This window comes from Maribacter sp. MAR_2009_72, from assembly GCF_007827235.1.
GTDB classification, from domain to species: domain Bacteria; phylum Bacteroidota; class Bacteroidia; order Flavobacteriales; family Flavobacteriaceae; genus Maribacter; species Maribacter sedimenticola.
Genome location: NZ_VISB01000001.1, coordinates 3442115 through 3454800, shown reverse-complemented (window position 1 = coordinate 3454800; position 12686 = coordinate 3442115). Strand labels below are relative to the sequence as shown.

Annotated in this window: 13 protein-coding genes and 1 tRNA gene; 6 read left to right on the top strand and 8 right to left on the bottom strand. The window is 36.8% G+C overall.

What is annotated here, in order from left to right:
• The first annotated feature begins 80 nt into the window (after positions 1 to 80).
• The 6 genes from pyrH to JM81_RS14460 all read left to right on the top strand — a co-directional run bounded on the left by pyrH (position 81) and on the right by JM81_RS14460 (position 7536).
• Positions 81 to 788 carry a UMP kinase gene (gene pyrH / locus JM81_RS14485; RefSeq protein ID WP_144804491.1) on the top strand — a complete coding sequence of 236 codons (708 nt, stop codon included), beginning with the start codon at positions 81 to 83 and terminating at the stop codon, positions 786 to 788.
• 44 nt (positions 789 to 832) lie between these two features.
• Positions 833 to 1387 carry a ribosome recycling factor gene (gene frr / locus JM81_RS14480; protein ID WP_089259282.1) on the top strand — a complete coding sequence of 185 codons (555 nt, stop codon included), beginning with the start codon at positions 833 to 835 and terminating at the stop codon, positions 1385 to 1387.
• 130 nt (positions 1388 to 1517) lie between these two features.
• Positions 1518 to 3899 carry an efflux RND transporter permease subunit gene (locus JM81_RS14475; RefSeq protein WP_144804489.1) on the top strand — a complete coding sequence of 794 codons (2382 nt, stop codon included), beginning with the start codon at positions 1518 to 1520 and terminating at the stop codon, positions 3897 to 3899.
• A gap of 103 nt (positions 3900 to 4002) precedes the next feature.
• Positions 4003 to 5436 carry an asparagine--tRNA ligase gene (gene asnS / locus JM81_RS14470; RefSeq protein ID WP_144804487.1) on the top strand — a complete coding sequence of 478 codons (1434 nt, stop codon included), beginning with the start codon at positions 4003 to 4005 and terminating at the stop codon, positions 5434 to 5436.
• 37 nt (positions 5437 to 5473) lie between these two features.
• Complete coding sequence (gene rpoN, locus JM81_RS14465) at positions 5474 to 6931, top strand: RNA polymerase factor sigma-54 (protein ID WP_144804485.1); 1458 nt, start codon at positions 5474 to 5476, stop codon at positions 6929 to 6931.
• Positions 6931 to 7536 carry a hypothetical protein gene (locus JM81_RS14460; protein WP_089259274.1) on the top strand — a complete coding sequence of 202 codons (606 nt, stop codon included), beginning with the start codon at positions 6931 to 6933 and terminating at the stop codon, positions 7534 to 7536. The genes rpoN and JM81_RS14460 overlap by 1 nt, the downstream gene beginning before the upstream one ends.
• Here JM81_RS14460 and JM81_RS14455 read toward each other — a convergent pair.
• The 8 genes from JM81_RS14455 to JM81_RS14420 all read right to left on the bottom strand — a co-directional run bounded on the left by JM81_RS14455 (position 7531) and on the right by JM81_RS14420 (position 12676).
• Positions 7531 to 8205 (bottom strand): porin family protein, encoded by a 675-nt coding sequence (locus JM81_RS14455; protein ID WP_144804483.1) that lies wholly within the window; start codon positions 8203 to 8205, stop codon positions 7531 to 7533. The genes JM81_RS14460 and JM81_RS14455 overlap by 6 nt on opposite strands.
• 74 nt (positions 8206 to 8279) lie before the next feature.
• Positions 8280 to 8762 carry an ExbD/TolR family protein gene (locus JM81_RS14450; RefSeq protein ID WP_089259270.1) on the bottom strand — a complete coding sequence of 161 codons (483 nt, stop codon included), beginning with the start codon at positions 8760 to 8762 and terminating at the stop codon, positions 8280 to 8282.
• A gap of 21 nt (positions 8763 to 8783) precedes the next feature.
• A complete protein-coding gene (locus JM81_RS14445) occupies positions 8784 to 9407 on the bottom strand; it encodes an ExbD/TolR family protein (protein ID WP_089259268.1) in 624 nt (207 codons plus the stop codon).
• Between the two features lie 11 nt (positions 9408 to 9418).
• The gene (locus tag JM81_RS14440; protein ID WP_089259266.1) at positions 9419 to 9850 is read right to left on the bottom strand and encodes a hypothetical protein; all 432 of its coding nucleotides are present in this window, start codon (positions 9848 to 9850) and stop codon (positions 9419 to 9421) included.
• 25 nt (positions 9851 to 9875) lie between these two features.
• The gene (locus JM81_RS14435; RefSeq protein ID WP_089259264.1) at positions 9876 to 10622 is read right to left on the bottom strand and encodes a MotA/TolQ/ExbB proton channel family protein; all 747 of its coding nucleotides are present in this window, start codon (positions 10620 to 10622) and stop codon (positions 9876 to 9878) included.
• Between the two features lie 77 nt (positions 10623 to 10699).
• Positions 10700 to 10787 (bottom strand) — tRNA-Ser (locus JM81_RS14430).
• 71 nt (positions 10788 to 10858) lie between these two features.
• On the bottom strand, positions 10859 to 11890 hold the full coding sequence (locus tag JM81_RS14425; protein WP_261375078.1) for an asparaginase: 1032 nt from the start codon (positions 11888 to 11890) through the stop codon (positions 10859 to 10861).
• Positions 11891 to 11908: 18 nt separating this feature from the next.
• The gene (locus JM81_RS14420) at positions 11909 to 12676 is read right to left on the bottom strand and encodes a TatD family hydrolase (protein ID WP_144804481.1); all 768 of its coding nucleotides are present in this window, start codon (positions 12674 to 12676) and stop codon (positions 11909 to 11911) included.
• Positions 12677 to 12686: the final 10 nt, after the last annotated feature.

Here is a 12686-nt window from a genome sequence, read left to right as displayed (position 1 = left end):
ATTATTGACCTTGTTGTATGAATTATTGACCACACCCAACAAATATTTTCATTATTTTTGATGTCAAATAAAAATTAAAAATGCACTACAAAAGAATTCTTCTAAAGTTAAGCGGCGAAGCCTTAATGGGTGAAAAACAATATGGCATAGACTCTAACCGTCTTAACGAATATGCGGGAGAAATTAAACAAGTGGTAGACAAGGGTATTGAGGTAGCCATTGTGATTGGTGGCGGTAATATTTTTAGGGGCCTTACCGGGGCAGCTACCGGAATGGACCGTGTACAGGGAGACCATATGGGAATGCTGGCTACAGTTATTAACGGACTTGCCCTACAAAGTGCATTGGAAATGTGTGGCGTACAGACTAGGTTACAGTCTGCCATAAAAATTAATGAGGTTGCCGAGCCTTTTATTAGAAGAAGGGCAATGAGACATTTGGAAAAAGGCAGGGTTGTTATATTTGGTGGTGGAACCGGAAACCCGTACTTTACTACAGATTCCGCTGCAGTATTAAGGGCCATTGAAATAGAGGCCGATGTAATTCTTAAGGGAACTCGTGTAGATGGTATCTATACCGCAGATCCTGAAAAAGATAAGAATGCAACAAAATTCGATTCTATTTCCTTTCAAGATGTCTTGACCAAGGGGTTAAAGGTAATGGACACCACTGCCTTTACCTTAAGCCAAGAAAATGAACTGCCTATTGTAGTATTTGATATGAACAAAAAAGGAAACTTATTGAAAATAGTTGACGGACAGACCATTGGTACTACCGTAAACATTTAATTTTTGGTATAGTTTATGTTTAGCGAAAGTAATATTCTTATTTTATGAACGAAGAAGTACAATTTGTTTTAGACGCAACAAAAGAAAGTATGGCTGCCGCTATAGCGCATCTTGAACGTGAATTTTTAAAAATTCGTGCAGGTAAGGCCAGTCCGGCAATGTTATCCTCCGTTTTGGTGGATTACTATGGATCACAGACACCTTTGGCCCAAGTCGCCAATATCAATACACCAGATGGCCGTACAATATCCGTCCAACCATGGGAGAAGGGAATGCTACAAGAAATTGAAAAAGCAATCATGAATTCCAATTTAGGGTTTAACCCTATGAACAATGGCGATATGATCATAATTAATGTACCGCCATTAACGGAAGAACGCAGAATTCAATTAACAAAACAAGCCAAAGCAGAAGCGGAACATGCTAAAGTGGGCGTGCGTAGTGCAAGACAAGATGCCAATAAGGAGATAAAGGATTTGGATATTTCAGAAGATTTTCAGAAAAATGCAACGGCAGACGTTCAAGACCTAACCGATGCTTTTACAAAAAAGATAGATGATTTCTTACTTAAAAAAGAAGCAGAGATCATGAAAGTTTAAAATTCTTATCACAATAAGATTACCAAAGCTACCTTCTTAAGGTAGCTTTCTTGTTTTGTAATAATTTTAAACTTTTCTGTTTAGGAACAAATGTACCTATTGGTTACCTTTGGCACCTGCAAAAACAGTTATGGTAGCTAAACTTACTAAAGGATTTTGGCCAAAAACGGCAAACATTATTCTTCGTAATAGGATTTTAATCTTATTACTAATTACCGGATTTACAATTTTCATGGCCATGCAATGGCAACATATGCGATTCTCCAGTTCGCAGACCAATCTTTTACCAGATGACCATCCTGTAAATCAACAATACCAAGAATTTTTAAAGAAATTTGGGGAAGAAGGCAATGCGGTGGTTTTTGCCATACGTGATAGCGCCCTTTTTTCTGTGGAAAATTTCAATAGATGGAACAAACTGAGCAAACAATTGGGTGCGTTTCCGGAGGTTGAATTCGTGGTTTCTACGGACAATCTCCAAGAACTCATTAAGGACAATGAGAAACAGGAGTTTAAAATGCGGCCATTAATTTCTGGTGAGTTGACTTCGCAAAAACAGATAGACAGTATTACCGATCATCTTTTTCAAAACCTACCATTTTACGAAAATCTAATTTTCAATAAGGAAAGTCGCACATTACGCACCATTGTATATCTAGACAAAGATATTGTCAATACCACGGTGAGGAAGGATTTCATTTTACAAGACTTGAATACGGTCGTCAAAAATTTTGAAAAAGAAACCGGCTTGGATGTTCATATATCGGGAATGCCGTATGTACGTACTATGAACTCACAAAACATCATTGATGAAATCGGAAAATTTATTTTAGCCGCCCTTGGGGTAACCTCACTGATATTTTTCTTCTTTTTTAGAAGTATTAGAGCTACGTTCATTTCTATGTGCGTGGTGATTATTGGAGTAATGTGGGCATTTGGACTTTTAGGCCTTTTACAGTATGAAATTACCGTTTTAACAGCACTTATTCCTCCATTAATTATTGTCATAGGAATTCCAAACTGTATATTTCTAATCAACAAATATCAACAAGAAGTAAAGAAGCACGGTAATCAGGCATTGTCATTACAAAGGGTTATATCCAAAATTGGCAATGCAACGTTAATGACGAACATTACCACTGCATCCGGTTTTGCTACATTTATTATTACGGATAGCAAGCTTCTAAAAGAATTTGGCATTGTAGCATCGATCAATATTATCGGAATTTTTATACTATCCTTATTGATTATCCCAATTGTATACAGTTTTATGTCCCTTCCCAAGACAAAACATCTTAAGCATTTGAACAAAAAGTGGATAGATGCATTTGTAAGCTGGATGGAGCGTATAGTAAGACATAGAAGAATAACCGTCTATATTGTTTCCATAGCCCTTTTAGTACTTAGCATTATTGGAATATATCAAATTAAAATTTCTGGAAGTCCTATTGAAGACATGCCAAAAAATGCCGAATTCTTTCATGATATCCGTTTTTTTGAAAAAGAGTTTAAAGGTATAATGCCGGTAGAAATAGTAGTGGACACAAAAACTCCAAAGGGCGTCTTAAAACCGGTAACACTTAAGCGCATGAATCAATTAAGTGAGGTCATCGATGAAATTCCAGAACTCTCCTCACCGGTTTCAGTCGTTAATTTGGTAAAATACTCCAAACAAGCATTTTATAACGGCATACCAAAATATTACCAACTTCCCACAAGTCAGGAAAATACCTTTATAATGGATGTAGCCCGAAAGTCAACGGACAATAGCGACCTTTTGGACACTTTTGTGGATAGTACCGGACAGACCGCAAGGATTACGACTTTTATGCGCGATGTTACTACCAGCAGAATGGAACAGATAGAAGAAAGACTGTTAGAGAACATCACCAAAATCTTTCCATCAGAGCGATATAATGTATACATGACCGGTAGCGCCCTATTGTTTTTAAAAGGAACCAAGTATTTGGTAAAAAATTTAATTATGTCCCTTGCGCTCGCTATTGGACTAATTGCACTTTTTATGGCCTATTTGTTTCGCTCATTTAGAATGATCATTATTTCATTAATTCCAAATTTATTGCCTTTGGTCATTACTGCAGGAATCATGGGGTTTGTAGGCGTTCCCATTAAACCCTCTACCATATTGGTTTTTAGCATAGCTTTTGGTATTTCTGTAGATGACACCATACATTTTCTGGCCAAGTACAGACAAGAACTGACCGCCAACAAGTGGCGAATTGAAAAATCTGTCTACAATGCCCTGAGGGAAACAGGTGTAAGTATGTTCTATACCTCAATTGTATTGTTCTTTGGCTTTTCGGTATTTGTAATTTCTAATTTTGGGGGTACGGTAGCATTGGGATCATTGGTCTCCGCTACATTACTATTGGCAATGTTGGCCAATTTAATATTATTGCCTTCATTATTGTTATCCTTGGAAAAAAGTATTGCGAACAAACAAACCCTTAAAAAACCCCAAATAGACATTTTGCCCAAAGAGGAAAAATAATCTGCAAATAGATCAAGATAATACCTCCTTTTAAATGGTCTCATGACAATTTATTTTTTTACAAAATCATATCTTTGACGTTTTAATAACCAATTCATTCAGCATGCGTTCAGCAACAATTAAAGAACTTTTGTCCAGTAAGGATTTATTACAGGAAATCACCATAAAAGGATGGGTAAGAACCTTTAGAAGTAATAGGTTCATTGCTCTAAACGATGGGTCTACATTAAACACCATTCAATGTGTGGTAGATTTTGAAAAGTTCGATGAAGACGTATTGAAAAAAGTAAATACGGGAGCGGCTTTAAAAATTACCGGTACCTTGGTAGAAAGTCAAGGTAGGGGCCAGAGTGTTGAGATACAAGTAAGCAATTTAGAAGTGTTGGGTATAGCTGACCCAGAAGAGTATCCCATTCAACCAAAAAAGCACTCCTTGGAATTTTTAAGGGAAAAAGCCCACTTAAGGATAAGGACAAATACATTTGCAGCCATTATGAGGGTAAGGTCTACCCTATCTTTTGCTATACATAACTATTTTAGGGAAAACGGTTTCAACTACTTTCACGCCCCTATTATTACAGGTTCCGATGCAGAAGGTGCCGGCGAAATGTTCAGGGTGACCACATTAGATGAAAAAAATCCTCCTTTGAACGAGGATGGCTCCGTAAATTATAAGGAAGACTTTTTTGGAAAAGAGACCAACTTGACCGTTTCAGGACAATTGGAAGCAGAAGCTTATGCCATGGCCCTAGGCAAGGTATATACTTTTGGACCAACGTTCAGGGCGGAAAATTCCAATACTTCCAGACATTTGGCAGAATTTTGGATGATAGAACCAGAAATGGCCTTTTTTGATTTGGATGCCAATATGGATCTTGCGGAAGATTTTATTAAAAATGTAATTACCTACACCCTTACCCATTGCCAAGAGGATTTGGAGTTTCTTGAAAAACGATTGTTGGACGAGGAAAAATCCAAGCCCAAAGCGCAGCGTAGTGACATGCCACTTATTGAAAAATTGAAATTTGTAGTTGATAATAACTTTAAGCGCGTAAGTTATACAGAAGCAATTGAAATTTTAAAAAATTGCAAGCCCAATAAAAAGAAACAGTTTAAATACCCAATTGAGGAATGGGGTACCGATCTCCAAAGTGAACATGAAAGGTTTTTAGTGGAAAAGCATTTTAAATGCCCTGTAATCCTATTTGATTACCCTGCTAAAATAAAAGCCTTTTATATGCGCTTGAACGAAGATGGCAAGACTGTTAGGGCCATGGATATTCTTTTTCCGGGTATTGGGGAAATAGTAGGTGGATCGCAACGAGAAGAGCGGTTAGATGTCCTTAAACAAAAAATCAAGGATTTGGGTATTGATGAAAAAGAACTTTGGTGGTATTTGGACCTGAGAAAATTTGGAACCGCGGAGCATAGTGGTTTTGGTCTTGGTTTTGAGCGCTTGGTACTTTTTGCAACAGGTATGGGAAATATTAGAGATGTAATTCCGTTCCCAAGAACACCCCAGAATGCAGAATTCTAAGTTGATTTCGTTACTTTTACATGTCTAGAAAAAAGTAATGCTAAAACAACACCTACAGTTTAAATTATCACAAAAGCTATCGCCTCAGCAGATACAGCTGATGAAGCTTATTCAATTACCTACACAGGCATTTGAACAACGTTTGATGCAAGAAATTGAGGAAAACCCGGCGTTAGAAACAGGCAAAGAAGAATCAGATTCGCTTAACGATGAATTTGAGGATAATTACGACCAAGATTCCGATAGCGAAACTATTAACACGGAAGACATCAATATAGATGATTATCTGAGTGATGATGAAATACCGGATTATCGTACCAAGGCAAATAATTATAGTTCTGATGATGAGGAAAAAAGCGTTCCCTATGCCGCGGGTACATCCTTCAATCAACATTTATTGAACCAACTGAACACGGTTTATCTTAATGATGAAGAATGGACCATTGCAGAATTTCTTATTGGAAGTGTAGATGAAAGCGGTTATATAAGAAGACCTATTGCGGACATAATGGATGACCTGGCCTTTACACAAAACGTATATACGGACGAGGAGACCATAACCAGGATTTTGGGCATAGTTCAAGAGTTAGATCCACCTGGTGTAGGAGCCCGTTCTTTGGAAGAATGTTTGATCATTCAATTAGAGCGTAAAGAGGTTACACCCAGCATTGAACTTGCAACGGCAATTTTAAAAAGGTCTTTTGAACATTTTACAAAAAAACATTATCAAAAATTAATTCAAAAACACAATATTAGCGAAGATGAGCTCAAGGAAGCGATAAGTGAAATTGAACGCCTAAATCCAAAACCAGGTGGCTCCTATTCGGGCAACAATAGAATCATAGAACATGTAGTTCCAGATTTTGCCATTAGAATAGTAGATGGTGAGCTAGAACTGACCTTAAATGGCCGCAATGCACCAGAATTGCATGTATCCAAAGAGTATAGTAATATGCTTAAAGGGTACAAGGAGGCAAAGGACAAATCCAAATCACAAAAAGATACGGTAATGTTCATTAAGCAAAAATTAGATGCTGCCAAGTGGTTTATAGATGCTATACGTCAACGCCAACAAACTTTGTTCATTACCATGAACGCAATTATGCACTACCAAAGCGAATATTTTTTGACCGGTGACGAACGCAATTTGCGCCCTATGATCTTAAAAGATATTGCAGATGAAATAGGAATGGATGTTTCAACGGTTTCCAGGGTTGCCAATAGTAAATATGTAGATACGCCTTATGGCACTAAATTGATTAAGGAATATTTTTCCGAATCAATGAAAAACGAACAAGGTGAAGATGTATCTACCAAGGAAATCAAAAAAATACTGGAAACGGTTATACAGAACGAGACTAAGAAAAAACCGTTGACAGATGATAAATTAGCGGCCATCCTAAAAGAGAAAGGATACCCTATAGCTAGAAGAACGGTAGCAAAATATAGGGAACAGCTTAATATACCAGTGGCGCGAATGAGAAAGGAAATTTAATGAAAGTTTTCTCCAACCTTATTTCCTATATTTTACATCCATTATTCATACCAATAGGCGGTACAATAGCCTATTTCCTAATTACACCAAAATACACCCCTGTTGAAGTACAAAGTGCCAGTATTTTACCCATTTTCATCTTAACGGTCATAATCCCCATTGTCACCTTTCTTATTTTGAAGAATCTTGGCGTGGTTAATACCTTGTTTTTAGAAAATATAGCAGAACGAAAATACCCCTTGTACATTCACATTTCCATACTCCTGCTAATATTATATAAGGTAATTCCAAATAATTATATTACGGAACTCTATTTTTACTTTACAGGGTTATTAGGTGCGGCAATGGCAAGCCTGTTAATGTTATTTTTTAAGATTAAAACAAGTCTTCATGTCATTGGGGTAAGTGGATTACTTATGTATCTAATTAATTTAAGTATCCATTTTGAGATTAATCTCATCATCGCCATAAGCATTTTTGTACTGCTCACAGGAAGCGTGATTACCGCCCGCCTTTATTTACGAGCTCACACCAGAATAGAAGTCGTTACCGCACTTTTTATCGGAATTCTATCCCAACTACTAACAGTACGTTACTGGCTATAGAATATAAAATATGAGTCCAACCCTTAAAGGGGTATATTTGAGCACCTCTCCATTTACCATAGCAGTACCATTAAAAAGGTCTGACAAGGCATAATAGGCATGGAAATTAAAGGTATTGTAACCAAAACTTAAGGTAAGACCATATTGAAATCTTTCTAGATCCGTATTGTAGAAACCTTCTTTGATATCGTCGTCCACAAATTTTGAACGGGCCCCAATTAAATAGGCAGCTTTAATACCGGTATATATTCTCCAAAACTTATAATCGTCTGCTGTAGAATTTCTCCATCTAAACTCTAAGGGGAATTCAACTAAATGGGTTTCTAGATTACTCCTAGTAATATCATCATCGAGCCGATATACGATTTCATCTTGAATCTCCTCAGCTACCAAATTAGAATAATAACTATTAAGCGCAAGACCTACACCAATACCAATAGCTTTGGTTCCCGAGCCATTTAATGGTATATCTTTTATAATACCACCCTGTAAGCCATAGGAAAGATTGCGTTGATTAGACCCTTCCGGATGGTTTACGAGAAAATTATAGGAAAGACCAAGATAGAACTGATCCTCAAAATAACGTGTTTTAGTTGCATTGTCCTCGGTCAGTTGTGCTTTGACAATACCCGTGGTCAGCAATATGGCCAATAGTACTATATATCGCATATGTAAAGTTAATCAAATAAAAAACGCTTCAAATAAATTTGAAGCGTTTTGACAATTTGTATATTACTAACTAACTATTGTAGATTATTAAAAGCATCGCCTTCGTAAGTTGTATAATTTACCTTCAAAGCATTTACTTTTCTTAATTCCTGCTTAATATCGGAAATGATTCCCATATTGGCGTTCTTATCAACCTTTAAAGCCGTTGTCAATACATTTTGAAGTTCTTGAGGCTTTTTAGCTCTTTCCATCAAAATATAATCTCCAACTTCAGAAGGACTTGAAAACTTGTCGTTCAATTGAATCTTTGGTTCCGTACCAAATGTTTTTTCGTATTCTTTAGTTGGTTTCCCTACATAAATATAGATAACACGATCTTTTTTCTCCAATTTCTTTACTTCACTTGCATTAGGAAGTACGTTTTCAACTTTCAAAGAACTATCCTTCATAACGGTTACCGTCATAAAGAAGAATAAAAGCATAAATACAATGTCAGGTAAGGAAGCTGTTGATACCGCAGGTACCTCTCCATCTTTTTTCTTTGCAAATTTTGACATAGTGTTACTTTTAAATATTAATTATTCTGTTGAAGTTTCGGCTTCTGACAATTTTTGAGGGAACAGCCCTTGAATACGGGTCACTTTTTCCTTTAACTCCTCTTTTTTGTCATCAGTAGTTTCCGGATTTAGATATTCTGCCTCCATGGCTACATAATCCGTACCGTACAACCTTTTGGCCTCCCTATTTCTAAGGTCATTGTAAGCCCCAACCAATTCATTTTGAACGGTGATATAGGTACTGTACTTAGTTTCACGATCGTTCTTCAACGATATGATCGCCTTAGTCGGGTTATCCGAAGATTCAGGATTACGTTTACCCTTACAATAGCTACAATAATCTGGACTTCCCGAAGGTGCCCCACCATTATCTAAAAACTCTATTGCCTTCGCTCGCAAATCGTTAATGGAAAGAATTTCATCCTCAACCAACAACTGTCCGTTACGGTTTATGTTTACCGTAAAGATATTTTTTTGCTTAATAATTGGTGGTTCTTCTGTTGGCGGCTCCATTGGTGGAAGCATACGATCCAATCCTGCATCTGTCTCAATGGTCGTTGTAACCAAGAAGAAGATCAATAAAAGGAACGCTATATCCGCCATTGAACCTGCACTAACCTCTGGTGCTCCTGCTCTTCTAGCCATAGTTATTATTTTTATTTACTAAACATATTTTTGATCGCCGGTATAACCAAAGAAAGTATAGCGATTATAGTCAAGATGAAAAATACATTTAGACCCATTCCTATTTTCTTAACCGTACTTTCGTCCGACATTTCCAAATACTCCGGATCAACATCAGTACCGCTTGCCAATACATAGGATACCCCTACTACTAATAGAAAGCCTCCTACTACGAACAATGTCTTTTTAAGACCTTGAGGATTGGAAAATAAATTTTTCAATGTAAATACCAAACTCACTACTACGGCAATACCAAGTAATAAATAAGTAATGATAAACATTGTGTTCATTGCACCGCTCTGAGCAGCTTCAGCTGCCGGCATATCCGAACTTGGTAGTAAATACCACAGCACAGCACTTAATACACCTATAGCAATTAATGCTATTTTAATAATTTTTTGCATAATTTTTAGGTATTAAAAGTGTTACTTATTTTTTGTGATCTACCAACATATCGATCAAAGTAATCGACGAGTCTTCCATATCATTTACGATGCTGTCTATTTTAGCGATAATATAGTTATAGAAAATCTGAAGTATAATAGCCGTAATAAGACCGAATACCGTTGTTAATAATGCCACTTGGATATCACCTGCAATAAGAGATGCACTTAAGTTACCTACAGCCGCAATCTTCTGGAAGGCCTGAATCATACCGATTACCGTACCCATGAAACCAAGCATTGGAGCAATAGCGATGAACAAGGACAACCAAGAAACGTTTTTCTCTAACTGACCCATTTGCACACCACCGTAAGCAACTACAGCTTTTTCAGCTGACTCTACGCTTTCACCAGCTCTGTCCAAACCTTGATAGTAGATAGAAGCAACTGGTCCTTTTGTATTTCTACAAACTTCCTTTGCAGCCTCAACACCACCTGATGCCAATGCATCCTCAACTTGTTGTTTTAGTTTTGTAGAATTGGTACTTGCCATGTTCAAGTAAATGATTCTCTCGATTGCAACAGCCAAGCCAAGGATCAAACACAAAAGAACGATACCCATAAAACCGGCACCACCTGTTATGAACATTTCTTTCAAAACCTGAGTAAATCCTTTTTCAGCCTCTGCTCCTTCTTGAACTAGCAATGCTACCGCTGCTACTTTTGCACTTACAATATTTGTACCTGATACAAATGCCCCAGCAACTGCCAGGCTTGGAAATAATTTTTTCATTTTTTCAAACTTAAATTAGTTAGTTAATAGGGTTAAAGATAAAAAAAAAACAATATAAAAAAAGTAAAACTTACTAGCAGAGAGGAAGGGATTCGAACCCTCGATACCCTTTTGGGGTATACACACTTTCCAGGCGTGCGCCTTCGACCACTCGGCCACCTCTCTATGATACCTTTTTTAAGGGTGGGCAAATAACAAAAAAATTATTAGTTTAAGAAATTAAAGCTATGTTAATTTTAAAGCATTTCTCCACGCAACGAAGTTTCAAAAACTGTTTTAAACAATTCATTGGATACCCCAGAACCTAAAAGATACATTGCTTTTGCAATAGCTGCTTCTGTTGTAATATCCTTACCATTAATAACTTGCATTTTCTTTAACTTTGAACTTGTCTCATAATGACCCATCAATACCGCACCCCCTGAACACTGTGTTACATTTATGATATGGATACCATTTTTTATTGCAAATTTTAACTTTTCAAGAAACCAATCTTCCATAGGGGCGTTCCCAGAACCATAAGTTTCCAATATCAGGGCCTTTAAATCTTTTGCTCCCAACACTGCTTCTACAATATTTTTGTTGATTCCCGGGAAAAGTTTTAAAATGGCGACGTTATCATCCATGGCATTATGCACTTTTAATACCGCATTTTTTTTCTTTGGCAATAAGTATTCATGAAAAATGGATAAATGCACACCACTTTCTATAAGATGCGGATAGTTTAACGATGCAAATGCCTGAAAATGTTCAGCGTTTATTTTTGTAGTTCTATTGCCCCTATATAATTTGTATTCAAAATATAGTCCTACTTCTTGTATTACGGATTTACCTTTTTCCAGTAAAGCTGCTATTTGAATGGCAGTAATCAAGTTCTCCTTGGCATCTGTCCTTAAGTCACCAATGGGCAACTGCGATCCGGTCAAAATCACCGGTTTTGCCAAATTTTCCAATAAAAAACTAAGTGCAGATGCCGTATAACTCATGGTATCGCTTCCATGCAGGACTACAAAACCATCATACTCCCCATAATTTGAACCAATAATTTCTGCAATTGCTACCCAGTGGTCCGGATTCATGTTAGATGAATCTATAGGATATTCAAAGGAAAGGCTGGCTATGGTACAATCCAATTGATTTAGTTCAGGTATACTTTTCAGCAATTGGGAAAAATCGAACGCCTTAAGTGCCCCAGAGACATAATCTTTCATCATACCAATGGTTCCACCAGTATAGATCAATAAAATTCTACTTTTTTTTGAACTCAAATTAATCTTCGTTTAGTTTTAAATACCAAATACCGCTTTGGAATTATTAGTTGTTATCATTGCCAGTTCTTCACCCGATATGTTATGCAGATTGGCCAACTTATCCAAAACGTTAACAATATAAGCACTTTCATTGCGCTTACCACGATAAGGTGTAGGTGCCAGATAAGGTGCATCGGTCTCCAAGACAAGATGTTTTAAATTAATTTTATCCAAAAATTGGTCTATTTTGCCATTCTTAAAAGTTACCACCCCGCCAATACCTAATTTCATATTATATGAAATTGCCTTTTCTGCCTGATCAAATGTACCGGTAAAACAATGAAAAATACCCCTTAGATCGTTTCCTTTTTCCTCTTCCAAAAGTTCAAACACTTCATCAAAAGCATCACGACAATGTATTACAATAGGTAATTGATGTTCTTTTGCCAATTGAATTTGATACTTAAAAGCCTCTTGCTGCTCTTTTAAAAATTTTTTTTCCCAATACAGATCAATTCCTATTTCACCAATGGCATAATATTGATGCCGGGACAATAATTCTCTTACATGTAAAAGTTCGTCCATGTAATTCTCTTTAACATGTGTAGGATGCAAGCCTGTCATGAGATAAACATGGTCCGGAAACAACTCTTTCAAGGACAACATACGTTCAGTATAAGTAGAATCAATTGCAGGGATAAAAAAACGTTTCACCCCCTGATCAATAGCATTTCTTATAACCTCTTCTCTATCATCGTCAAAAGCCTCGCTATATAAATGGGTATGCGTATCTGTTATTATCATAGCGCAAAAA

Excerpts from the sequence above, each read along its gene's own strand:
- pyrH (WP_144804491.1), top strand. The coding sequence starts at position 81 with ATGCACTACAAAAGAATTCTTCTAAAGTTAAGCGGCGAAGCCTTAATG.
- frr (WP_089259282.1), top strand. The coding sequence starts at position 833 with ATGAACGAAGAAGTACAATTTGTTTTAGACGCAACAAAAGAAAGTATG.
- JM81_RS14475 (WP_144804489.1), top strand. The coding sequence starts at position 1,518 with ATGGTAGCTAAACTTACTAAAGGATTTTGGCCAAAAACGGCAAACATT.
- asnS (WP_144804487.1), top strand. The coding sequence starts at position 4,003 with ATGCGTTCAGCAACAATTAAAGAACTTTTGTCCAGTAAGGATTTATTA.
- rpoN (WP_144804485.1), top strand. The coding sequence starts at position 5,474 with ATGCTAAAACAACACCTACAGTTTAAATTATCACAAAAGCTATCGCCT.
- JM81_RS14460 (WP_089259274.1), top strand. The coding sequence starts at position 6,931 with ATGAAAGTTTTCTCCAACCTTATTTCCTATATTTTACATCCATTATTC.
- JM81_RS14455 (WP_144804483.1), bottom strand. The coding sequence starts at position 8,205 with ATGCGATATATAGTACTATTGGCCATATTGCTGACCACGGGTATTGTC.
- JM81_RS14450 (WP_089259270.1), bottom strand. The coding sequence starts at position 8,762 with ATGTCAAAATTTGCAAAGAAAAAAGATGGAGAGGTACCTGCGGTATCA.
- JM81_RS14445 (WP_089259268.1), bottom strand. The coding sequence starts at position 9,407 with ATGGCTAGAAGAGCAGGAGCACCAGAGGTTAGTGCAGGTTCAATGGCG.
- JM81_RS14440 (WP_089259266.1), bottom strand. The coding sequence starts at position 9,850 with ATGCAAAAAATTATTAAAATAGCATTAATTGCTATAGGTGTATTAAGT.
- JM81_RS14435 (WP_089259264.1), bottom strand. The coding sequence starts at position 10,622 with ATGAAAAAATTATTTCCAAGCCTGGCAGTTGCTGGGGCATTTGTATCA.
- JM81_RS14420 (WP_144804481.1), bottom strand. The coding sequence starts at position 12,676 with ATGATAATAACAGATACGCATACCCATTTATATAGCGAGGCTTTTGAC.